A 22,817-nucleotide genomic window follows, 5' to 3' on the forward strand; every position below is an offset into this window, starting at 1 on the left:
ATGGCAGAGTCAGACGGTCAAGAACGCACAGAAGAGGCCACGCCCAGGCGCTTGCAACAGGCTCGCGAAAAAGGGCAGGTTGCAAGGTCTAAAGAATTGGCGTCGGTTTCAGTACTGGTAATTGGTTCAGTTGCACTGATGTGGTTTGGAGAGAGCTTAGCTCGCGCTCTATTAAATGCTATGGGGCGGTTGTTTACTCTGTCACGTGAAGAGATATTTGATCAGGTTAAGCTGTTCGATATTGCGCTCGGATCATTGTCGAATCTGATTCTTCCCCTTCTGTTGATCCTGATAACACTATTTGTGGCTGCGCTGGCTGGAGCCGCTGGGGTCGGTGGCATTAACTTTTCAGTTGAAGCGGCGATGCCGAAGTGGTCGAAGATGAATCCACTGAGTGGCCTCAAACGAATGGTCGGCCTGCAAAGCTGGGTAGAACTGATTAAGTCTATTCTCAAAGTAGCTTTAGTGTCTGGGATGGCCTTTTATCTCATTAATGCCGCCAAACAAGATTTGTTCCAACTTAGTATGGATGTTTACCCACAGAACATCTTTCACGCGCTCGATATCCTGCTTAATTTTATATTGCTGATTAGCTGTACCTTGTTGCTGGTGGTAGCGCTCGATATCCCATTTCAGATTTGGCAACACGCCAACCAACTTAAAATGACCAAGCAAGAGGTTAAAGACGAGTACAAGGAAACAGAGGGTAAGCCGGAAGTGAAAGGCCGTATTCGTATGCTCCAGCGTGAAGCTGCTCAACGACGTATGATGGCCGAAGTGCCTCAGGCTGATGTTATCATCACCAACCCGGAGCATTTTTCTGTGGCATTGCGATATAAACAAGATAGTGACCGAGCGCCAATCGTTGTGGCGAAAGGTACGGATCACATGGCGCTCAAGATTCGTGAAGTGGCACGTGAACACGATATCTACGTGATTCCAGCGCCGCCTCTTGCACGTGCTCTATACCATTCAACCGAATTAGAGCAGGAAATACCGGATGGTTTGTTTACTGCGGTGGCACAAATTCTTGCCTACGTATTCCAATTGAAACAGTATCGAAAACGCGGTGGACAAAGGCCAAATCTTAAAACCTCCGAGCTACCTATTCCTCCAGAACTGAGAAAGTAGCAGGTTAGAAGCAAGGGGCTATTTTTCGGGTATAGAAAGGAGTACCAATAGAGCGCCATCTCCACCGAACTCGAGTGGAGCCTGATGGAAAGCCATCACATCTGGGTGCTGAGCGAGCCATAGTGGTGCTTTTTGTTTGAGTATGTGTTTACCGATGCCGTGTTGAACACACGCACAGGAAATTTCGTTCTTTATACAGTAGGCGATCATCGCCCCCAGTTCGCGTTTGGCTTCCTGTTGTTTCATTCCGTGCATATCGAGAAAAACGTCAGGGACATAAACGCCTCGGCGTAGTCTTTTTACTTCATACTGCGACACGTCATCGCGAGCATAACGCGTTGGTCCTTCTTCATTCAAAAGTGGAACAAACTCGTCAGAGAAATAGAACTCAGCATCGCTCGCTTCTCTAGAAGTTGGCTTAATTTCTTTTTGCTTAGTATTTTTTTTTGGCTGCTGGACTATGGTATCCTGTGACAACTTTTTTACGCCTTGTACTGCATCCCTAAAAAGGGCGAAGTCATCATCCATATCGGTGTCTTTTTTGCTCATGGGATTATTCATTAATAATTTAAAATGTAATGAGCAGTATTGTAGCGCTTTTCGGAGGCAATTTTGGATAAGATTTTTGTAGAAGAAGCGGTGTCAGAACTTCATACGCTTCAAGATATGATTCGTTGGACCGTCAGTCGTTTCAACGCCGCAAACCTATTTTATGGTCACGGTACTGATAACGCATGGGATGAAGCGGTACAGTTAATCCTGCCAACATTGTACCTGCCAATCGATGTGCCTCCGCATGTATTGAACTCGCGCCTGACCACCAGTGAGCGTATGCGTATCGTTGAGCGCGTGGTGAAGCGTATCAATGAGCGTACGCCTACAGCCTACCTAACTAACCGTGCTTGGTTCTGTGGCTTAGAGTTTTTCGTTGATGAACGTGTACTTGTACCTCGTTCGCCAATCGGTGAGTTGATTCAAGCTGAATTCCAACCTTGGTTGATCGAAGAACCGACACGTATCATGGATCTTTGTACCGGTAGCGGCTGTATCGCCATCGCCTGTGCACATGCGTTCCCTGAAGCGGAAGTTGATGCGATAGACATCTCTACTGACGCACTACAAGTTGCTGAGCTTAACGTTCAGGATCACGGTATGGAGCAGCAAGTTTTTCCAATCCGTTCAGATCTGTTCCGTGATCTACCAAAAGAGAAGTACAACCTGATTGTCTCCAACCCACCGTACGTTGACCAAGAAGACATGAACAGTCTGCCTGAAGAGTTTACTCATGAGCCTGAGTTAGGCCTAGCTGCGGGTACTGATGGGCTTAAAATTGTTCGCCGTATCCTAGCGAATGCGCCAGATTACTTAACGGATAACGGTATTCTTATTTGTGAAGTGGGTAACTCTATGGTTCACATGATGGAACAGTACCCACATATTCCATTTACTTGGATTGAGTTCGAGAACGGTGGTCACGGGGTATTTATGCTAACTCGCGATCAGATGCTAGCCGTCAAAGATGAGTTCTCAATCTATCGAGATTAATGCTTAAAGTTTGAGCAAAACTTCAATAGCGCCAAGTGGTTTGATCTTTGATTCGCGACTTGGCGTTTTTTTATGCGCGTAAAATGGTCTTTAGGGGTTTACATCAAACCGCAATAAGGCGACTATGAAATAACTAATAATTGAAGTGTAAAGCTCTGTATACAAGGGCGAAACAAATTTGAGGAAGTAATGGCAGGAAACAGTATCGGGCAACATTTTCGAGTGACAACATTCGGAGAAAGTCATGGTATCGCACTAGGATGTATTGTCGACGGATGCCCTCCGGGTCTTGAAATCACCGAAGCAGATATTCAAATCGATTTGGACCGCCGTCGACCAGGCACTTCTCGTTATACCACCGCTCGTCGTGAACCAGACGAGGTGAAAATTTTGTCTGGTGTATTTGAAGGTCAAACCACAGGGACTTCTATCGGTCTTTTGATCGAAAATACCGACCAGCGTTCGAAAGATTATTCGGAAATCAAAGATAAGTTTCGTCCAGGGCATGCAGACTACACTTACCATCAGAAATATGGTGTTCGTGATTATCGTGGTGGTGGCCGTTCATCTGCCCGCGAAACAGCGATGCGTGTTGCGGCGGGATCAATCGCTAAGAAATACCTGAAACAAGAATTTGGGGTAGAGATCCGTGCTTATCTATCGCAAATGGGCGATGTGGCGATTGATAAAGTGGATTGGGATGAAATTGAAAACAATCCATTTTTCTGTCCTGATGTCGATAAAGTTGAAGCGTTTGATCAACTGATCCGTGACCTCAAGAAACAAGGTGATTCAATCGGTGCAAAACTGCAAGTTGTCGCAACAAATGTTCCCGTTGGTCTGGGTGAACCGGTATTCGACCGCCTAGATGCGGACATTGCGCATGCACTTATGAGCATTAACGCGGTGAAAGGTGTAGAGATTGGTGATGGCTTTGATGTTGTTCGTCAAAAAGGCAGCCAGCACCGTGATGAACTGACGCCAAGTGGCTTTGCGAGTAACCACGCTGGCGGTATCTTAGGTGGCATCTCAACAGGGCAAGATATTGTAGCCAACATTGCGCTTAAGCCGACATCAAGCATCACTGTTCCTGGTGAGACGATTACTAAGCAGGGTGAATCGACTCAACTGATTACCAAAGGTCGTCATGACCCATGTGTTGGTATCCGTGCTGTCCCGATTGCTGAAGCTATGCTCGCAATCGTAGTACTGGATCATCTGCTGCGTCACCGTGGTCAAAACCATGGTGTGACCACAGAAACGCCGCAGATATAAGCTCTGATTGATAAAAGCCCCGACATGTGAGTCGGGGCTTTTTATATGCGATAAGGAAATGGTAAAAATCGAGCCGGTTACCGTTGTGGCTATCGAATTGCTGGCGTGATCAGTGCAACGAGCCTTCAGCTTCAAGGTTGAATGAAGGTAAGCGCCATTTGAAACGCACCGCAGCCATACGAAGTACATAACCAACAACGAGAGTTGAAATGGTCGCAGTCACATCATCAATGCCGAGCTCTAAAAGTCCTAAATACAAACCAGAAGCTACGAGAGCGACAGATGCGTACAGTTCCTCATGCAGTACAAGTGGTGTTTGACGACAGATTAGGTCACGCAGTAGGCCACCAAACACGCCAGTTACGAGCGCTGATACCATACAAATCAAGACATGATGCCCCATACCCATTGCCACTTTGGTACCAATGATACTAAAAACGATCAGTCCTAGCGCATCCAATCGAATGAACAGGCCTTTAAGTTTAATGACCCACTTAGCTAGCCCCGTTGTCAGTACGCCTGCGATACAAGTGATCGCAAGAAACTCGGGATTCTTTACCCAGCCTAGTGGGTAATGACCGAGAAGAATATCGCGTACTGTGCCGCCACCGATGGCCGTGGCACTTGCAACCAGCATGACTCCAAACCAATCCATTTTTCGACGACCCGCACTTAGTGCTCCCGTCATCGCTTCCGCTGTGATACCAATAATATATAAAACACTGAGCAGCATAATGAATTCTCAAGAAATGTCCGGAAATGCTCGGCAATGAAGAAGAAATTTAAGGCGTGAGTGTAGTGGGAAATGTGATCTATGACGAATGAGTTTTTATGAATACGAAAACGTTTTTCAGATTACTATTTCTAATATCAATACACTAAGTAGGGTTTTGCATTTTTCAGCAAAAATGAGAGAATGCAGACCGCGATAGTACCAGCCCGTTAATTTAGCTATGACCCACGAGTATCAAGACTTAATCAATATCTTTAACACGACTTTTTTTCACTCATACAACACCAAGTTGGAGTTAGGCGGAGATGAGCCAATCTATCTTCCTGCTGACAATGACTACCCCTATCATCGCATTATTTTTGCTCGTGGTTTCTATGCGTCAGGAATGCATGAGATTGCCCATTGGTGCGTGGCTGGGCCAGAGCGTCGCTTAGTGGAAGATTTTGGTTATTGGTATGAGCCTGATGGACGCACTCAAGCCGTGCAAGCTGAATTCGAAAAAGTAGAAATCCGCCCGCAAGCATACGAATGGATATTATCCGCCAGTGCAGGCTTTCCGTTCACTGTCAGTTGTGACAATCTCAATGGTAGCTTTGAACCGGATCGTTTGGCGTTTATGGCCAAAGTTCACGCTGAGGTGATGTCAATTCTTCAGGTGGGATTACCGCTCAGAGTTCAAATGTTGTCTGATGCGCTACGTGAATTCTACAGTATCGCGGAACTCACGCCTGCGCAGTTTGAAGTTAAGTAGCCTAACGCTACTGAATAAGCCAAGTATTCTCTTTCTGGCCGCTGTAATCGAACGTGTAGACGAGAGGAGTCTGATCCGGCTCCATCACCCAAATGACGGCAATCAGTGAGCCGCAATGATTGACTACCCTTAAATCTAATTCTGCCAGCCCCGCAGTCAACGATGATTTGACCAAACAGCTCTCGTAGTCGACGAGGTCAGCATCACCCTGAGCGGAGCTATTGTCGCATATCGATATATAGGCCTGTTTGTCAGCCAGTTGGCTCAGAATGACATCGACATCAACGCTATAGACAGATTCGAGACTGTTGTCGTTAGCTTCCACCTGGTGCGTCGCCAAAGTCGGTCAACTCTGCGGCTTCGACAGGCGCTGACGCACATCGAGCACCATCATTCGAATTACTTGATGGACCGTAAGCCGTCAGGACCGCACTAGGCTGCCATGACGAGTAGTCTGACGTCCCTGGTGTATGAGGATTGTTTAGGGTGACTTTGAAAATATAGCCATTGCTGTTATTGCTGGCGTAGAGGTATCCATCCACATCAAAGTAAATCGCACCGAAGGTAAAGTTGAAACCCAGTTGAGCTTCATTGAGCACCTGATTCATACGCGTGGCAGTGCCTTGTGTAACATCCACGACCCAGAGATAACCGTCGGCGTCTAGGCTATAGGCAAGGTTATTGTTGGCGTTTGGTTGAAAGGCGAAGTCATGAATGTTGGGTTTAGAAAATTGAGAAGGCGGCGCGACAAGCGTCATCTCTAGCGTGTCTAGGTCGACTCTATACAACCCGCTGTTTGGTCGGTAACCATACCAAGCGTTTTCGTTGAGTGACACGTCGCCGACATAGAAACGATCGGGAGTACCCACAGGCATGATAAGATCGAGTCGCGTTTTATCGAAGTTGGCGTCGATGCGAGCGAGTGTTCCGAGTTCGCCATTAACACCATAGTCCCAGCCATAAATGAATCGGTCATGTTCACTAAAACCTATCCCATTTAGATTGGCTAAACCCAGAGTAGAGGGCATGACGCGATAACTGCCTAAATCGATGTTCACACCAAACGCGACGGGAGTTCCTGTGGGGTTTTGGATAAGGAATGCCTCAGTGGGACATTCACCAAAGCTGACGTCTCCAGCGTGGCTGGATGGCGCGTAATAAATGCTGTAGCTACAGCATGCAAAGAGTAGTAGGAAGCGCTGATTTATACGTTTTAATTTCATTGTCATTCCCTATTTTGGCTGAGCGATATAAGGGAAATTGCATTGTCCATGCCACACTATCAGGCCTTGCTGTATATAGGGTTTGCGTTGAAATTCTCAATGTGAGAAGCTTGGCGTTCTTTTTGAGAAGCAAACTGATTAGGCGACATCGCAAAATGATTATTGAATTTGAAGAGCAGCTACTTGAGCTAATAGATGCACGTATTTCGACGGCGTCAGATGATGAACTTTTTGCTGGTGGTTATCTGCGTGGTCATATTTCGCTTTCTGCCGCTTCGTGCGAAGAAGATGGCATTAATGATGTAGAAACATTAAAGAGTCGTATTCAGGAAAGTTTGGATGCAGCACGTTCGGAGCTGACGCCGGCAGACCGTATTATCGTCAATGATTTGTGGTTAGAGCTGGTAAACAACGCTTAACCAACGGCGACGTCAATCTATCGTCTAAGAGGTTGTTCGAATTTTTCGAACAACCTCTTTGTATTTTTGCGCTTGTTGCGTGATTGGCTGCTCGATATTCTAGTGCTCATACTGAGACACAACAGGATAGCAGTTATGAAGATCATAGCATTTGGGGCATCAAACAGTTCAACATCAATCAACAAAGCGTTAGCAACCTATGCCGCTCAACAAGTGGAAGGTGCGCAGGTACAAGTCTTAGACATCAACAATTATTCAGTTCCGATGTTTAGTGAAGACAAAGAAAAAGAAATTGGACAAGCTGAAGGCGCAAGAGAGTTTCTCGCTGATCTTGCTGAAGCGGATGCCATTGTTGTCTCTTATGCTGAACATAATGGCTACTACCCAGCGGCATACAAAAACCTATTTGACTGGGCGACTCGCATTGAGCGCAGTGTGTTCCAAAATAAGCCCGTTGTTTACTTGGCGACATCTCCTGGCCCTGGCGGTGCACAAACGGTTCTTGCTGCCGTCACAGCTTCCGCTCCTTACTTTGGTGCTGATGTGAAGGCGTCGGTATCCGTCCCAAGTTTCTATGATAACTTTGACTTTGAAACTGCGGCGATTACCAACCAAGACATTGCAGATGAAATCAAAGCCGCGGTTGCTAAGCTAGCCTAACCAAGCTCAGTGACTACAGATAAAAAACGCAGTGTAAGAGACTGCGTTTTTTTGTTCTGAGGCTAATTACAGTTCCGTAATGGCTTTGCCTTTTCTCAATTTGCGAACCCACATTCGACTAGGGTGTAAGCTTTCCAAAACATCCACAGGTAGAGGCAGCGGATCACCACAGATCTGAGAGGCGAGCGTTTCCGCTAGCAGCGGCGCTGAACTTAGCCCTCGTGAGCCTAAACCTAATAGGCAGAACAAGTTTGGATATTGTGGTACTTGTTCAGCACTATCAATCGTTGTTTGTTGAAGGTTTTGATAGCAAGCTTTGATTTTTTCAAACTGACCAAGGTTGCCAACAAATGGCAGATGGTCTCGACTTACACAGCGTATGCCCTGACGCGACTGATTCGATGACGTATCAACTTGGAGTGGCCAAGCTTGGTTTGGTACGCATTTGCGCAGTTTGTCACCATTGTCTTGCTGCGCCACAGGGTCAAACTCATTGTCGAGATGAGAGCGATCATAGCTAGCGCCAATGCAGTGATGGCGGTTATTCGGGTTCACGGGGGTCATGTAGCCGTCATAGCACAATACGGTCTTGAGTTTCTCCAGCGTCTCTGTTGTTGGAATGTGACTGACTTGACCTTTGACCTTCCCTAATGGGACATGCGCAGCTTGAGTAAATTGGTCAAACAGATGGCCGTTGGCAATGACGACGGTATCGTGTTGGAATGACGCGTTATGACTTACCAAAGTCCAGCTCTGGGAATCTTCCTGCCAGTCTAGCTGTTCAATTTTGCAGTTGAAGTAAGACGCAAATAAAGGGTTTTCCGCGAGTTTATCCAGTAACCCTTTGGTTAGCTGAGCAGGGCTTAACCAACCACCAAGCGGGTAGTGAACGCTTTCCATATCGAGAGGAAGGCCAACAACGTCATTGGTCTGTTGAGCATCGAGTTTATGAATGAGCTGACTATCAAAGTTACCTTCAAGCATTTTGTTAAGCTTAACGTTGGTTGCTTGATCCCACATTAGCTGCGTTACACCACACCACTGGTGGTCAAACTCTATCTGCTGTGCAGCTTGTTCAACAAATTGACGGGCAAACAAGAATGCTGGCGCAAATACTCGGGACACGCCTTCGTGTGTACCATTCAGTAAAGGATAGACTGCACCTTGTCGATTTCCTGAAGCGCCTTCAGCAGGTACACTATCTTGACAGTAGAGCGTGACTTTTTTTCCACGGCGGACAAGGGTAGTGGCAAGTGTGGCACTGGCGATGCCACCACCAATAATAGCGACGGATTCACCACTCTGACTTGGCTGACGAGCAAACCAAGGTATCATGTTCGTGTGTGGCTGCTTCTCTAAAAGTGTGCCCGCGATCATCTCTCGTTTGGTGCCAAAGCCTTTGACTTTCTTCATTGCGAAGCCCGCTTCAATGAGACCTCGACGTACAAAACCCGCAGCCGTGAATGTCGCGCAAGTACAATCACGTTTCGCTAATTTTGCCATACCGTTAAATAAGTCTTGGTTCCACATTTCTGGGTTTTTGCTTGGTGCGAACCCATCTAAGAACCAAGCGTCGACTAGACCTTGCTCAGAAACAGGCACTTTTGGCATGCAATCTTTAATGTCACCAAACCATAAATCAAGCGTTATAGCTCCATCGTCTAGTACAATTCGATGACATTCTGGTACCGCGATAGGGTAGTGTTTTTGCAGCTTTTCCGCATACTCTGCCAGTTCAGGCCACGATTGGTGAGCCTTGATGAGATCGTTTTTACTCAACGGATATTTTTCAAAGCTCACGAAATGCAGCTCTTGTAATGGCGAAGTTGGATTTTGTTGCCTAAATTGAGCAAACCATTGCCAAACGGCTAAGAAATTAAGTCCAGTTCCGAAGCCAGTCTCTGCGATGACAAATCTACGTTGGTCACATTCTTGCCATCTTTGTGGCAGATGATTCTGGTGTAAGAACACGTAGCGAGTCTCTTCTAGTCCATTGACGTTGGAGAAATAGACATCATCAAACTGGTCAGAAACAGGGGTTCCAGCTTCGTTCCAGCCTAGTTGGGCATTAGTAATCGAGGTCATAGTGTCGGAAATAATGTGAATAAAGACGATAATATGATTGCAATTGTACGGTTTTAGAGGAAAGCTGACCACTTTTCCCCGCTATCTTAGTTATTATCAGGCGGATTTTTGAATTATAGGAATGTCATAATGAAACGAGTCGTAATCACCGGTATGGGTATTGTTTCAAGTATCGGTAACAACGTCGAAGAAGTTTTAGCGTCTCTTAAAGCAGGTAAATCTGGTATTACTGCCTCTGAGCAGTTTAAAGAACACGGCCTACGTTCTCAGGTTTGGGGTGACTTAAAGATTAACCCAGCAGAACACATTGACCGTAAACAGATGCGCTTTATGGGTGATGCGGCTGCTTATGCATACCTATCAATGCAGCAAGCAATTGAAGATGCAGGTTTAACCGACGAACAGGTATCTAACGACCGTACTGGTATTGTTGCAGGTTCTGGCGGTGCATCGGCACTAAACCAAACTGTCGCAACGGACACTATGCGTGAAAAAGGCGTGAAACGTGTTGGTCCATATATGGTACCTCGTACTATGTCTTCAACCGTATCTGCGTGTTTGGCGACACCATTTAAAATCCGTGGCGTGAACTACTCTATGAGTTCTGCGTGTGCGACGTCAGCACACTGTATTGGTCATGCGATGGAGCTTATCCAACTAGGCAAACAAGACATCGTTTTTGCTGGTGGTGGTGAAGAACTAGATTGGTCTCAAACTATGATGTTTGATGCTATGGGAGCACTATCGACTAAGTACAACGAGACTCCAGACCAAGCTTCTCGTACTTACGATGCTGACCGTGACGGTTTTGTTATCTCTGGCGGTGGTGGCATGATGGTGATCGAAGAACTCGAACACGCATTAGCACGCGGCGCGAAAATCTACGGTGAAATCGTAGGCTATGGCGCGACTTCAGACGGTTATGACATGGTTGCTCCTTCTGGTGAAGGCGCAGTGCGTTGTATGAAGATGGCGATGCAAGATGTGGATGTTATTGACTACGTCAACACACACGGCACATCAACACCAGTTGGTGACGTTAAAGAACTGGGTGCAATCCAAGAGCTATTCGGCAACAACAGCCCAGCTATTTCTGCAACCAAAGCAATGACAGGTCACGCACTAGGTGCTGCTGGTGTGCACGAAGCAATTTACTCAACGCTAATGCTGACCAATGATTTCATCGCTCCAAGCATTAACATTGCTAATTTAGATGAAGCGGCTAAGGGCCTAGATATCGTGACTGAAAAGCGTGATGTCGAGCTAACGACCGTGATGTCAAACAGTTTTGGCTTTGGTGGTACGAACGCAACATTAGTGATCAGGAAGTACCAAGGCTAACTGAATTTGCTGAGCAGATGATGCTTCGCAATCCAGTTTCCAGAGCCGGCTAATCTTTATTAGTAAAGGTTAACCTAACAGACGCAGACTTTAGCCCATGGAGAGCGGGTTAAGATCCTTTTGTTCTGGACTATTGCCCGGCTATTTAGCCGGGCATTTTTCTCTTTACCCTTTATCGCTACCTGAGTGCATTATTACCTCGACACTGAGGAGCCTTTTCTGCACAATCAATCCCATTGCAATTCAACCCCACTCTACAGACAGATGAAAATCCTTATTGATGAAAATATGCCTTATGCAGAGCAGCTTTTTAGCCAGCTTGGCGAAGTGGTTCTAAAATCTGGTCGCACACTAACTGAAGATGACCTTGTCGATGTCGACGCCTTGATGATTCGTTCTGTTACTAAGGTCAACGCAAAACTGCTATCAAAAGCGAACAAACTCAAATTTGTCGGGACGGCAACCGCGGGGATGGACCATGTTGATCAGGATTTACTTCGAGAGCGACGAATATTTTTCACCGCGGCACCGGGTTGTAACAAAGTCGGGGTCGCAGAATACGCGTTCAGTGTCATGATGGTACTGGCTCAACAACACGGTTTTTCTGTTTTTGATAAAACGGTTGGTATCATTGGTGCCGGGCAGGTTGGCAGTTACTTGCAACAATGTTTGCAAGGTGTAGGAATCAAGGTATTGATTAACGATCCACCTAAGCAAGATGCGGGGGATTTGCGTCAGTTTACACCTCTTGAGGCGCTGTTGAGTCAAGCCGATATCATTACTCTCCACACACCGATTACTCGGAGTGGTAAGCATCCTACTCATCATTTGATCGATGAAGAAGTCCTCAATACGTTACGCGGTGACCAAATTTTAATCAATGCTGCTCGTGGTCCAGTCGTTGACAATTCGGCTCTAAAAGCACGTTTACAGCGCAACGATGGCTTTATTGCAGCGTTAGATGTGTTTGAATTTGAGCCAGAGGTTGATATGGAGCTTCTGCCTCTGCTAGCATTCGCAACCCCTCATGTCGCTGGGTATGGTCTAGAGGGCAAAGCTCGCGGAACAACGATGATTTTCAATAGCTACTGTGAGTTCTTAGATAACGAATTACGTGCGCACGCCCGTGACTTGCTGCCAACCGCTCCTGTACCTAAGCTGGTATTGGATCGTGATTGGGATGAAGCTACGCTGCATAACATCACTCAGCTCGTCTACGATGTGCGTAAAGATGACGCCTTATTCCGTCGCGAGATCAGTCAGCCAGGTTCATTCGACCGGATGCGTAAGAACTACTGGGATCGTCGAGAATACAGTGCCGTCACATTGGTCGGTGATGAAAGTTGTCGTTTATCACCCCTAGAAAAATTAGGTTTTCAGGTTGAGGTAAGTCAATGAGCCAACAATATAACGTTGCCGTATTAGGTGCGACCGGCGCGGTCGGTGAAACTATTTTAGAAGTGCTACAAGAGCGCAAGTTTCCAGTCGGTGAGCTATATCTGCTAGCCAGTGAACGCAGTGAAGGAAAGACTTACCGTTTTAACGGTAAAACCGTACGTGTGCAAAACGTCGAAGAATTTGACTGGTCACAAGCTCATATCGCTTTATTCTCTGCCGGTGGTGAACTGTCGGCAAAATGGGCTCCGATTGCAGCGGACGAAGGCGTAATTGTGATCGATAATACGTCACAGTTCCGTTATGAGTACGATATCCCACTTGTTGTACCTGAAGTGAACCCTGAAGCCATTGCAGAGTTTCGTAACCGCAATATTATCGCCAACCCAAATTGCTCAACGATTCAAATGCTGGTAGCTCTGAAGCCAATTCATGATGCGGTTGGTATTGAGCGTATTAACGTATCGACTTATCAGTCAGTTTCTGGTGCGGGTAAAGCCGGCATTGATGAACTCGCTGGTCAAACGGCAAAACTGCTTAACGGTATGCCAGCTGAGAACAGTGAATTTTCACAGCAAATCGCATTCAACTGTATCCCACAGATTGATCAGTTCATGGAAAATGGTTACACCCGTGAAGAGATGAAGATGGTGTGGGAAACCCAGAAAATCTTCAATGACCCAGCGATTACCGTGAACCCAACTTGTGTTCGTGTACCTGTCTTTTACGGTCACGCGGAAGCCATTCACGTTGAAACTTGTGCGCCAATTGATGCTCAAGAGGTGATTAACCTATTGGAACAAACGGAAGGCGTAGAAGTATTCCAAGGTGAAGATTTCCCGACTCAAGTTCGCGACGCTGGTGGTAAAGACCACGTCATGGTTGGCCGTATCCGTAACGACATTAGCCACCATAGTGGTGTAAACCTATGGGTTGTTGCTGACAATGTTAGAAAAGGTGCAGCGACCAATGCTGTTCAGATTGCTGAAGTATTGATTCGCGATTACTACTAATCTCGAAATTAGATTGTTATTGAAGCCTCGTTTTCAAGTGGGGCTTTTTTCATCGAATCGAGGAAATTTATGTGAGATTAATGCGAATATGGCGTTGGACACACATTTTTTACCTCTATACCTATAGTTTTGGTGGGTTTATCCGATATATTTAACAGATCATTGTCTTTAAATTTAATTGAGCACATAGCTGAGCCTTATATGCGTCGACTTTTACAGCGTCTACTATTGCCATTAGCAATGGTTGCCGTGACTCAAACATCATTAGTAAGCGCGGAGAGCATTCGCCTTAAAGGACCTAACGGCGAGATCCAATCGTCTCCCCAGTTCTCAGAGCCTCTTTCACGTAATTCACGAGCTACAACCGAGCCTTCTCGTTTTTATGGCCCCACTTCTGAGCAGGAAACACTTTGGAGTATTGCTACGCAGTTGCGTCCTTCTCCGTCGGTGACTGTGCAACAAACGCTATACGCCATTTTTCAATTAAACCCTCAAGCGTTTGACAATCAGAATATCCATGAGCTTATTCCAAGCAGTACCATTCGTATCCCATCTTTAGAACAGGTTCGCGCTGTAAGCACGCAAGAAGCCGTTAATGTCATGGCTTCTCATCAAGCACGTTTGGGCAAAAACGTTACCCCAGTCACCGCTGAGAAGGTAAAACCTACGGTTACTGCTCGTCCACCTGTGACAGAAACGACCACTGAGCCATCTGCGACGAAGCCTGAACAAACAGAAACCGGCAGTGAACTAAAAGTTATCGCAGAGCAAGAAAAGCAAAAACAGGTCAGTTCTCTAGAAAACCAGCTGGAAAGCTCTGAAACTGAGCTACTTGCACTGGAAGAAAAAAATCACAAATTGCGCCTAATGCTTGCTGAAGTTCAGTCAGAAGTCGATGTACTAAAAGATGAACTGGGCGACGAAAACCGTATTCGCAATGAAGTAGAGAAACTGCTTGAAGCGGAACGTCAACGACTGGCTGAAGAGCAGAAAATGGCGCCTTCAGCGATGGACCAGTTATTCTCGAATACTTGGTTGGTTGCGGCGTTAGCGATCATTCCAGGTTTATTAATTGGTTTGTTTGTGGTGATGTTACTTGGACGTCGTAAGAAAGAAGACGCTCAACAAACCGTAGCTGAACAGCAACCAGTTCAGCCTGTGGCACCGATTGTCCCAGAAACCCTTAACGATGATATTGATGATGATTTGTTGCTTGATGACGATCTCTTCGGTGACTCGGATAGCGAGCAGCTATTTGGTGACGACAGTGACATTGATGGCAAACAGGCTGATGAAGACAACGTATTTGCTGACTTAGATGACAGCGACCTCGATTTCAACTTAGAAGGCGAGGATGGAGATGATCCATTTGCCGGAATTGGTGATGATGGTGATCTTGACGAGTCGTTAGCTGATGTAGACATGAGCTCAAATGGCATCAGCGTGAATGGCGATGAAAAAGCGCTTGGTCTCGAAGAGATGGAACGTGCTTTAGATGAAGTCATTATTGATGACCCAGACGATGATGAAGGGTTTGACTTATCCGACGATGGTGAATTCTCACAAGACGAGTTTGACTCTTTACTGGCCGGAGATGGTGATAGCGAAGATCTCGGCTCAACGGAACTGGATCAATCTCTTCTTGATGACCTATTTAGTGAGGTGCAGGGCGAGAGCAGCGATGATCTTGATTTCGATAGCTTACTTGACGACGGTGCCGAATCGTTCGATTTGAGTGATGAATCGAGTAAAGACCTGAGTGAGCCAAATTTCGCGTCTGATGATGAAATTGATGACATATTTGCTCAGATGGAAGCGCAGGCCGATCTAGAGGCGCTAGAAGCAAATTCCATTGATGAGACAGCACTTCTTGATGAGTTATTAGACGAGGAAAGTGTTGAAATAAGCTCGGAAAGCACCGAGTTGCTCGATGAGCTTGTTGAAGATAGCTTGAATGAAGCACCGCAACCGAGCACTCAATCCGATGTATTTGATCAACTGATTGGCGCGGATGAAGAGTTTACGCAAGACAGCACGGATTTACTGGATGACATCGTCGATGGTGCTGAGGGTGAAGATGAGTTTGACCTAGATGCTGAGCTTGATGAACTGATTGGTGGAGACCTAGATACGGAAGATGTGAATCTTTCACAAAGCACCGAACTGATTGAGGAGCTTGTCGAATCAGATTCATCCAAGACTGAATACGAACTGGGTGACGACGCGACTGACCTGTTTGAGCAGCTACTTGAAATTGAGAGCACCGAGGTTGAGGCACAATCAGACGTTCTAGCAGAAGAGACAGTTGTAGAGCCACAAGTTGAAGAAGTCTTCTCAAGCAATGATTTTATTGATGACATGATCAACTCTGCTCCTGAAGCGGATCCGTTACTTGATGAGTTAGACCTAGATGACTTGCAAGAACCTCAGCTTGTGGATGATGTCGCTATTGACACTGAACAGCAGATATCTGAGCCTGAAGAGCCAGAGCCAGAGCCAGAGCCAGAGCCAGAGCCAGAGCCAGAGCCAGAGCCAGAGCCAGAGCCAGAAGATGATTGGTTAACGTCAGCCATTGAGGAAGTCGAAAACCCACAATTTGATATCGACGAACTTGAAGATGAAGCGCTGGAATCCGAACTGGATCCTGTTGGTGAATCTGCGGTTACTGACGCGGCGGAAGTGACGTCTGATGAACAAGACTTTGATGAAGAAGATGATTGGCTGACGTCTGCGATTGATGAAGTTGAAGGTCACACGCCAGAACAAGAGACCGTCAGCGTTGAGCAACAACCTAGGGTTGAACTCGATGAGTCTGAAGCGGGATCAGAACAGCCGCAAATTGAGCAAGAAGATGTACTTGCGCAGCAGGAGCTTAACGAAACACTAAAAGAGACTTCAGAGACTTCAGAGACTTCAGAGACTTCAGAGACTTCAGAGACTTCAGAGACTTCAGAGACTTCAGAGACTCCAAAAGAGTCCAGCGCACCAATGCCAGAAGCTATCGAGAATGAATTTGGCATTCCACAAGATGATGATTGGTTAATTGATGATGGGCAACCAGAAACCATCCAGTCGGAAGATGTGCTGGCTTCACTTTCTGCGGATGAAAATATCGAGCAGGAAGAGTTAGATCTAGCCGATATTGCGCAGCATGATGAGCTGAAAACAGAACAAAATGCACTAGCCGATGCAGAACCTGTACAACAGCTCACAGAGCCACAAGCAGAAGATGAAGCGTTCGAGTTGGATGACCTAGACTTGCCAGAGTTTGGTGAGGAAGAGGTATTGGCTGATGTGGCAGAAGCCCCAGCTCTCGAACCTGAAGCGCTTGTTGCTGAGTCAGTTGAAGAGCCGTCGCTGGAAGAGCCAGCCATGGCGTTCGATGAGCTTGAGCTGCCGGAATACAGTGAAGAAGACGCATTAGCGGATGCAGAGCTTGAACCTGCACAACAGCTCACAGAGCCTCAAGCAGAAGATGAAGCGTTCGGGTTGGATGACCTAGACTTGCCAGAGTTTGGTGAGGAAGAGGCATTGGCTGATGTGGCAGAAGCCCCAGCTCTCGAACCTGAAGCGCTTGTTGCTGAGTCAGTTGAAGAGCCGTCGCTGGAAGAGCCAGCCATGGCGTTCGATGAGCTTGAGCTGCCGGAATACAGTGAAGAAGACGCATTAGCGGATGCAGAGCTTGAACCTGCACAACAGCTCACAGAGCCTCAAGCAGAAGATGAAGCGTTCGGGTTGGATGACCTAGACTTGCCAGAGTTTGGTGAGGAAGAGGCATTGGCTGATGTGGCAGAAGCCCCAGCTCTCGAACCTGAAGCGCTTGTTGCTGAGTCAGTTGAAGAGCCGTCGCTGGAAGAGCCAGCCATGGCGTTCGATGAGCTTGAGCTGCCGGAATACAGTGAAGAAGACGCATTAGCGGATGCAGAGCTTGAACCTGCACAACAGCTCACAGAGCCTCAAGCAGAAGATGAAGCGTTCGGGTTGGATGACCTAGACTTGCCAGAGTTTGGTGAGGAAGAGGCATTGGCTGATGTGGCAGAAGCCCCAGCTCTCGAACCTGAAGCGCTTGTTGCTGAGTCAGTTGAAGAGCCGTCGCTGGAAGAGCCAGCCATGGCGTTCGATGAGCTTGAGCTGCCGGAATACAGTGAAGAAGACGCATTAGCGGATGCAGAGCTTGAACCTGCACAAGAGCTTGCAGAGCCTCAAGCAGAAGATGAAACGTTCGAGTTGGATGACCTAGATTTACCAGAGTTTGGTGAGGAAGAGGCATTAGCGGACTCAGAACTTGCATCAGAGAAGCTTTATCAATCACCACAAGTGGATGATGAAAACATCGAACTGGACGACTTTGAATTGCCAGAATTTGGCGAGGAAGAAGCGTTAGTTGAGATGAGTGAATCGCACGGTCTGTCAAGCGAAGAACAACTTCAACAGCCTGCTGAAGAGCAAGAGATTGATTCCCTTGAGCGACCAGAAATCGGTGAAGAAGAAGCCATTGCTGATGTTGAACTCGAATCGGAAAGTGTTCATCAAGCTCCGCAAGTAGATGATGAAAACATTGATCTGGATGATTTCGATTTACCTCAGTTTGGTGAGGAAGAAGCGCTTGCTGCACTTGATTTGCCTGAGTATGGTGAAGAAGAGGCGTTAGCGGATCTGGATTCATCGGCTGAAGATCTCTCAGAGCAGCATGATGACTTTGCACTTGAACCCGTTGAACTGCCAGATCTCGAAGAAATACCAGCAGAAAGCGCTGCACGTGTTGATGCACCGGATATGGCACATCAGCAGTTTGATGAAAAAGCCTTTGATGAGCTGCTGGCGGAAGATGATCAGCCACACGGTGGATTCTCATTTGACAAGCCGATTGATGCGGTGACTTCTGACAGTGCAGGCATGGATATCGACGCGATGCTTGAAATCGGTGAAGACTGGAATGGTTTTAGTCTTTCACCAGAGCAGCAGGCTACGATTTCGGACGAAATCCCTGATGATGAAAAAGATATCTGGTCTGTCGACAATACCCTTGAGCAGGCACTGGACGAGGATTGGGAAGATCAACCAGGCCTTGACGAGTTTAATCCTCAGGAGCATACATTCCGCACCATCGACGAATTGATGGCGGAAGTCGAGTCAGAAGAGCAACAAGAGATCGATGACGAACTCAAACTTGATGTTGGTCTACATGATTTTCCTGATGTTATTGGTGATATCGGCGATCACACTGATGTTGATGCGAACTCCGAGGCCGCGGGTAAACTAGATTTAGCCAAAATCTACATCGAAATGAGTGATTCACAGGGCGCGATTAAATTGCTTGAAGAAGCAATAGTTGACGGCAGTGATGAAATTCGACGTGAAGCGAAGAGTTTGATTGATGCGATAAACAATCGCTAATTGGTGAAATGACTAAGGGGGCAGTTTAGCCCCCTTATTTTTTGGTATATACTTCCCGCCCCATTCTTAGGTCAATCAATCCTGTGAGAACATCCCGATGAGAATTGCTTTAGGCATCGAATACAATGGTACTCAATACTATGGCTGGCAACGCCAAAGAGACGTGAATAGTGTTCAAGAGAAGTTAGAACACGCATTAAGTATCGTTGCTAACTATCCAATTGAAGTCCAGTGTGCAGGACGGACCGATGCAGGTGTTCATGGGACAGGTCAAGTTGTCCATTTTGATACAACCGCAACACGTAAAATGGTGGCTTGGACAATGGGAGCCAACGCTAACTTACCCGATGATATCGCAGTACGTTGGGCTAAAGAGGTACCGGACGAGTTTCATGCCCGTTTTTCCGCTACAGCACGCCGCTACCGCTATATCATTTTCAACAGCGCACTGCGTCCGGGTATATTGTCTTCGGGTGTGAGCCACTATCACGGTGAGCTTGATGAAAAGAAGATGCATCAAGCCGCACAGTATCTGTTAGGCGAAAACGACTTTACCTCCTTTAGAGCGACACATTGCCAATCTCGCAGCCCATGGCGAAACATGATGCACATTAATGTGTCGCGTCATGGTCAGTATGTTGTTATTGACATCAAAGCGAACGCATTTGTTCATCATATGGTGCGCAATATCACTGGAAGTTTGATTTGTGTTGGTCGAGGAGAGCAGGAGCCGCAGTGGATCGAGTGGTTGCTTGCAGCCAAGGATCGCAAGTTGGCGGGAGCGACGGCGAAAGCGGAAGGCCTGTACCTCGTTGACGTTGATTACCCTGATGGGTTTGAATTACCAAGAGTGCCGATTGGGCCACTATTTTTGCCTGATAATCTGAACTAATTCGTGATAAATTGTCGAATGAATCAGGTCTTTAGTGTGTGAGAAATTGAGTCAGGAAATAGGTACAACCAGTTTTTTGTCTACACTTGGCATTTAATATGCTTTAATCCTCACGCGTAAATTCAGAATTTGTATCCTTCGCATTGAGCGCAGGAGTAGAGAGAAAAGGTCTTCCATGAGTTGGCTTGAAAAGATTTTAGAAAAAAGCAACATTGTTAGTTCACGTAAAGCGTCTATTCCTGAAGGGGTTTGGACCAAATGTACTTCATGTGAGCAGGTGCTTTACCACGCTGAACTAGAGCGTAACCTAGAAGTATGTCCGAAATGTGATCATCACATGCGTATGAGAGCACGTCGTCGCCTTGAAACATTCCTAGACGAAAATAATCGTGTAGAGATTGCTGACGAGCTTGAGCCGCAAGATAAACTGAAGTTCAAAGACTCGAAAAAGTATAAAGACCGCATTTCAGCAGCTCAGAAGAGCAGCGGTGAGAAAGACGCGCTGGTTGTAATGAAAGGCGAACTACTAGGTCAGCCTATCGTAGCTTGTGCATTTGATTTCTCATTCATGGGCGGTTCAATGGGTTCAGTGGTTGGTGCTCGTTTTGTTCGTGCAGCTGAAGCGGCAATGGAGAACAACTGTGGTTTAGTTTGTTTTTCTGCCAGTGGCGGTGCTCGTATGCAAGAGGCATTAATGTCTCTAATGCAAATGGCGAAAACCAGTGCTGCGCTAGAGCGTCTGTCAGCGAAAGGTCTTCCATTCGTATCGGTAATGACTGACCCAACTATGGGTGGTGTTTCGGCAAGTTTAGCGATGCTTGGCGATATCAATATTGGTGAGCCAAAAGCATTGATCGGTTTTGCTGGCCGTCGAGTTATCGAGCAAACGGTACGTGAAGACCTACCAGAAGGTTTCCAGCGTAGTGAGTTCCTGCTTGATCACGGTGCAATTGATATGATCGTTGATCGCCGCGAAATGCGTCAGCGTATCGGTGGCTTAATGGCGAAGATGAACAATAAACCATCACCATTGGTGGTTTCTGTTAACGATTCACCAAATGAAGCTGCTTATTCAGTACCAGAAGCGGACGAAAAAGGGTAAAGTAACTCACTAACAAGCAACCACAATTTATTGGTTAAAGTTAGATGAGTCTAAGCCAAATTCCTCAAGCCACATCTCCACTATCGATGTGGCTTGATTATTTATCAAACATTCATACCTCTGCGATCGACCTCGGTCTGGACCGTGTCCAAACTGTTGCCAAAGCAGCAAATCTTACCAAACCTGCACCGACCGTGATTACGGTTGCCGGAACTAACGGCAAGGGATCAACCTGCGCATTGATGGAAGCGATTCTATTAGATGCGGGTTATTCTGTTGGCGTGTATAGCTCTCCACATCTTATTCGTTACAACGAACGCGTTCGTATCAATGGTCAGGATCTATCCGATGAAAAACATGCTCAAGCATTTGATTTCATCGAGAAGCAGCGTGGCGAAGTCAGCTTAAGCCTATTTGAGTATGGGACGCTTGCAGCTTTGCGTCTGTTTCAAACTGAGAAAGTCGATATTGTGTTACTTGAAGTTGGGCTAGGCGGGCGCTTAGACGCCACCAACGTGGTTGATCATGATGTATCGATTATCACCAGCTTGGCCATTGACCATGTAGATTGGCTGGGTGACGACATCAATGTTATCGGTTACGAAAAAGCAGGCATCTATCGCAGCGGAAAGCCCGCAATCTGTGGGCAACCAAAAGCACCTGCAACCGTTGCAGCGCATGCAGATGATATCGGCGCTGAGCTGTATCAGGTTGGGATCCAGTACGACTACCAGTTGACGGATCTAAACACATGGCGCTGGGTACATGGCTCTTATCAGTTAGATGATCTACCAGTACCGGGTTTACCACTACAAAACGCCGCTACAGCACTAATGGCACTTGCAACAGCAAACCTTGAGCTAAGTGATGTAAACATCGTCAATGGTCTGCAAAACGCTCAATTGCCTGGTCGAATGCAAATTCTAAGTGATGAGCCAACCATACTGCTTGATGTAGCGCATAATCCGCATTCGGCACAATATCTCGTTTGTCGTGTTGCAGAGCAATATCAGAATAAGACGATTCACACTGTGGTAGCGATGCTGCATGATAAGGATATTAAAGCGACTCTAGAAGCGTTGATGCCGGTTGCCTCTTATTGGTACCCTGCGTCACTGACGGGGCCTCGTGCTGCTTCGGCGCAGGAGCTATGCCAGTACCTACCAAAGGGGGTTGCCTATTTTGATGCGCCAGTTGCAGCATTTGAATCTGCACTGACAAAAGCAAAGGCGCAAGATGTCATCCTAGTTGTGGGCTCTTTCCATACGGTTGGAGAAGTCCTCGAGCATTGGCAGAACAAAGGAGAATAAATGGCAAGCAAGTTTCAAAATCGTCTAGTCGGTACCATCATCTTAGTAGCTGTTGGTGTCATCGTTTTGCCGGATGTACTAGACGGCAAGAAAACCCATTACAAGGAAGAGATAGCGAGTATTCCTCTCAAGCCCGAGTTGGATAGTGAGCTTGAAAGCTTCGAAATCCTTGATCCTGTTGATGATTCGCAAAGCCTTCCTCAAACCCCTGTCGAGGTCGTCGAAACGGGCTCTGATGGTGTCGCTGAAGATAAGCCATTACCCGTTGTCGTGAAAGAAATACCTGAGCGCAATGAGTATCAAGATACTGCATGGATTGTTCAGCTTATGGCGCTCAAAAATGCCGACAATGCGAACAACTTGGTTAAAGACCTACAGAAGCGAGGCTACCAAGCGCATACTAAGCCGGAAAATGGTTTTACACGAATTATTATCGGCCCAGATGTGTCTAAGAGTAAATTGGAGCGTCAGATCCTAGAACTGGAAAAAATTACTGGTTCAAAAGGTCAGTTGCTCAAATTTAAACCGCTAAACCCATAAGAAAA

19 protein-coding genes are annotated in these 22,817 nt (G+C 46.6%); 14 read left to right on the plus strand and 5 right to left on the minus strand.

What is annotated here, in order from left to right; genetic code table 11:
• Window positions 1-1,131: a flagellar biosynthesis protein FlhB gene (gene flhB / locus DA100_RS20095; protein ID WP_138973755.1), complete on the plus strand. Its 1,131-nt coding sequence runs from the start codon at window positions 1-3 to the stop codon at window positions 1,129-1,131.
• An 18-nt stretch (window positions 1,132-1,149) separates the two neighbouring features.
• Here the strand turns inward: flhB and smrB are convergent, their stop codons facing one another.
• Window positions 1,150-1,680, minus strand: a complete 531-nt coding sequence (gene smrB, locus DA100_RS20100) for an endonuclease SmrB (RefSeq protein ID WP_138973756.1) — start codon at window positions 1,678-1,680, stop codon at window positions 1,150-1,152.
• 63 nt (window positions 1,681-1,743) lie between these two features.
• On the opposite strand from smrB, the gene prmB reads away from it, so the two are divergent.
• Together prmB and aroC are read left to right on the plus strand one after the other, a co-directional pair.
• Window positions 1,744-2,676: a 50S ribosomal protein L3 N(5)-glutamine methyltransferase gene (prmB, locus tag DA100_RS20105; protein ID WP_138973757.1), complete on the plus strand. Its 933-nt coding sequence runs from the start codon at window positions 1,744-1,746 to the stop codon at window positions 2,674-2,676.
• Between the two features lie 189 nt (window positions 2,677-2,865).
• A complete protein-coding gene (gene aroC / locus DA100_RS20110) occupies window positions 2,866-3,951 on the plus strand; it encodes a chorismate synthase (RefSeq protein ID WP_138973758.1) in 1,086 nt (361 codons plus the stop codon).
• A 109-nt stretch (window positions 3,952-4,060) separates the two neighbouring features.
• Here aroC and DA100_RS20115 read toward each other — a convergent pair whose 3' ends face one another.
• Window positions 4,061-4,684 carry a trimeric intracellular cation channel family protein gene (locus DA100_RS20115; protein WP_138973759.1) on the minus strand — a complete coding sequence of 208 codons (624 nt, stop codon included), beginning with the start codon at window positions 4,682-4,684 and terminating at the stop codon, window positions 4,061-4,063.
• Between the two features lie 220 nt (window positions 4,685-4,904).
• Between DA100_RS20115 and DA100_RS20120 the strand changes: the two genes are divergently transcribed.
• Window positions 4,905-5,435 (plus strand): elongation factor P hydroxylase, encoded by a 531-nt coding sequence (locus tag DA100_RS20120; protein WP_138973760.1) that lies wholly within the window; start codon window positions 4,905-4,907, stop codon window positions 5,433-5,435.
• A 7-nt stretch (window positions 5,436-5,442) separates the two neighbouring features.
• Here the strand turns inward: DA100_RS20120 and DA100_RS20125 are convergent, their stop codons facing one another.
• Window positions 5,443-5,760: a hypothetical protein gene (locus DA100_RS20125; RefSeq protein WP_206208579.1), complete on the minus strand. Its 318-nt coding sequence runs from the start codon at window positions 5,758-5,760 to the stop codon at window positions 5,443-5,445.
• Window positions 5,750-6,658: a hypothetical protein gene (locus DA100_RS20130; RefSeq protein ID WP_206208580.1), complete on the minus strand. Its 909-nt coding sequence runs from the start codon at window positions 6,656-6,658 to the stop codon at window positions 5,750-5,752. The genes DA100_RS20125 and DA100_RS20130 overlap by 11 nt, the downstream gene beginning before the upstream one ends.
• Before the next feature lie 155 nt (window positions 6,659-6,813).
• Here DA100_RS20130 and DA100_RS20135 point away from each other — a divergent pair, with 155 nt between their 5' ends.
• Entirely contained in the window at window positions 6,814-7,077 is a 264-nt protein-coding gene (locus DA100_RS20135; RefSeq protein WP_138973761.1) for a YfcL family protein, read from the plus strand.
• 135 nt (window positions 7,078-7,212) lie between these two features.
• Window positions 7,213-7,737, plus strand: a complete 525-nt coding sequence (locus tag DA100_RS20140; protein WP_138973762.1) for an NADPH-dependent FMN reductase — start codon at window positions 7,213-7,215, stop codon at window positions 7,735-7,737.
• Between the two features lie 66 nt (window positions 7,738-7,803).
• Here DA100_RS20140 and mnmC read toward each other — a convergent pair whose 3' ends face one another.
• The gene (gene mnmC, locus DA100_RS20145) at window positions 7,804-9,822 is read right to left on the minus strand and encodes a bifunctional tRNA (5-methylaminomethyl-2-thiouridine)(34)-methyltransferase MnmD/FAD-dependent 5-carboxymethylaminomethyl-2-thiouridine(34) oxidoreductase MnmC (protein ID WP_138973763.1); all 2,019 of its coding nucleotides are present in this window, start codon (window positions 9,820-9,822) and stop codon (window positions 7,804-7,806) included.
• 129 nt (window positions 9,823-9,951) lie between these two features.
• Here mnmC and fabB point away from each other — a divergent pair, with 129 nt between their 5' ends.
• The 8 genes from fabB to DA100_RS20185 all read left to right on the plus strand — a co-directional run bounded on the left by fabB (window position 9,952) and on the right by DA100_RS20185 (window position 22,812).
• Window positions 9,952-11,163, plus strand: coding sequence for a beta-ketoacyl-ACP synthase I (fabB, locus tag DA100_RS20150; RefSeq protein ID WP_138973764.1), 1,212 nt, complete (start codon window positions 9,952-9,954; stop codon window positions 11,161-11,163).
• 264 nt (window positions 11,164-11,427) lie between these two features.
• Complete coding sequence (locus DA100_RS20155) at window positions 11,428-12,561, plus strand: 4-phosphoerythronate dehydrogenase (RefSeq protein ID WP_138973765.1); 1,134 nt, start codon at window positions 11,428-11,430, stop codon at window positions 12,559-12,561.
• Entirely contained in the window at window positions 12,558-13,571 is a 1,014-nt protein-coding gene (locus DA100_RS20160; RefSeq protein WP_138973766.1) for an aspartate-semialdehyde dehydrogenase, read from the plus strand. The genes DA100_RS20155 and DA100_RS20160 overlap by 4 nt, the downstream gene beginning before the upstream one ends.
• Before the next feature lie 201 nt (window positions 13,572-13,772).
• Window positions 13,773-18,968, plus strand: a complete 5,196-nt coding sequence (locus tag DA100_RS20165) for a FimV/HubP family polar landmark protein (RefSeq protein WP_138973767.1) — start codon at window positions 13,773-13,775, stop codon at window positions 18,966-18,968.
• Window positions 18,969-19,065: 97 nt separating this feature from the next.
• Window positions 19,066-19,860 (plus strand): tRNA pseudouridine(38-40) synthase TruA, encoded by a 795-nt coding sequence (gene truA / locus DA100_RS20170; protein WP_138973768.1) that lies wholly within the window; start codon window positions 19,066-19,068, stop codon window positions 19,858-19,860.
• 175 nt (window positions 19,861-20,035) lie between these two features.
• A complete protein-coding gene (accD, locus tag DA100_RS20175) occupies window positions 20,036-20,962 on the plus strand; it encodes an acetyl-CoA carboxylase, carboxyltransferase subunit beta (protein ID WP_138973769.1) in 927 nt (308 codons plus the stop codon).
• A gap of 44 nt (window positions 20,963-21,006) precedes the next feature.
• The gene (gene folC / locus DA100_RS20180; RefSeq protein ID WP_138973770.1) at window positions 21,007-22,272 is read left to right on the plus strand and encodes a bifunctional tetrahydrofolate synthase/dihydrofolate synthase; all 1,266 of its coding nucleotides are present in this window, start codon (window positions 21,007-21,009) and stop codon (window positions 22,270-22,272) included.
• A complete protein-coding gene (locus tag DA100_RS20185) occupies window positions 22,273-22,812 on the plus strand; it encodes an SPOR domain-containing protein (RefSeq protein ID WP_138973771.1) in 540 nt (179 codons plus the stop codon). It begins immediately after the preceding gene.
• The last annotated feature ends 5 nt before the right edge of the window (window positions 22,813-22,817 follow it).

It is taken from the genome of Vibrio sp. Hep-1b-8 (assembly GCF_006124995.1).
Lineage (GTDB): Bacteria > Pseudomonadota > Gammaproteobacteria > Enterobacterales > Vibrionaceae > Vibrio.

Excerpts from the sequence above, each read along its gene's own strand:
- DA100_RS20140 (WP_138973762.1), top strand. The coding sequence starts at position 7,213 with ATGAAGATCATAGCATTTGGGGCATCAAACAGTTCAACATCAATCAAC.
- accD (WP_138973769.1), top strand. The coding sequence starts at position 20,036 with ATGAGTTGGCTTGAAAAGATTTTAGAAAAAAGCAACATTGTTAGTTCA.
- fabB (WP_138973764.1), top strand. The coding sequence starts at position 9,952 with ATGAAACGAGTCGTAATCACCGGTATGGGTATTGTTTCAAGTATCGGT.
- DA100_RS20160 (WP_138973766.1), top strand. The coding sequence starts at position 12,558 with ATGAGCCAACAATATAACGTTGCCGTATTAGGTGCGACCGGCGCGGTC.
- truA (WP_138973768.1), top strand. The coding sequence starts at position 19,066 with ATGAGAATTGCTTTAGGCATCGAATACAATGGTACTCAATACTATGGC.
- DA100_RS20165 (WP_138973767.1), top strand. The coding sequence starts at position 13,773 with ATGCGTCGACTTTTACAGCGTCTACTATTGCCATTAGCAATGGTTGCC.
- DA100_RS20185 (WP_138973771.1), top strand. The coding sequence starts at position 22,273 with ATGGCAAGCAAGTTTCAAAATCGTCTAGTCGGTACCATCATCTTAGTA.
- DA100_RS20120 (WP_138973760.1), top strand. The coding sequence starts at position 4,905 with ATGACCCACGAGTATCAAGACTTAATCAATATCTTTAACACGACTTTT.
- folC (WP_138973770.1), top strand. The coding sequence starts at position 21,007 with ATGAGTCTAAGCCAAATTCCTCAAGCCACATCTCCACTATCGATGTGG.
- DA100_RS20155 (WP_138973765.1), top strand. The coding sequence starts at position 11,428 with ATGAAAATCCTTATTGATGAAAATATGCCTTATGCAGAGCAGCTTTTT.
- DA100_RS20135 (WP_138973761.1), top strand. The coding sequence starts at position 6,814 with ATGATTATTGAATTTGAAGAGCAGCTACTTGAGCTAATAGATGCACGT.
- aroC (WP_138973758.1), top strand. The coding sequence starts at position 2,866 with ATGGCAGGAAACAGTATCGGGCAACATTTTCGAGTGACAACATTCGGA.
- smrB (WP_138973756.1), bottom strand. The coding sequence starts at position 1,680 with ATGAGCAAAAAAGACACCGATATGGATGATGACTTCGCCCTTTTTAGG.
- mnmC (WP_138973763.1), bottom strand. The coding sequence starts at position 9,822 with ATGACCTCGATTACTAATGCCCAACTAGGCTGGAACGAAGCTGGAACC.
- DA100_RS20115 (WP_138973759.1), bottom strand. The coding sequence starts at position 4,684 with ATGCTGCTCAGTGTTTTATATATTATTGGTATCACAGCGGAAGCGATG.
- flhB (WP_138973755.1), top strand. The coding sequence starts at position 1 with ATGGCAGAGTCAGACGGTCAAGAACGCACAGAAGAGGCCACGCCCAGG.
- DA100_RS20130 (WP_206208580.1), bottom strand. The coding sequence starts at position 6,658 with ATGAAATTAAAACGTATAAATCAGCGCTTCCTACTACTCTTTGCATGC.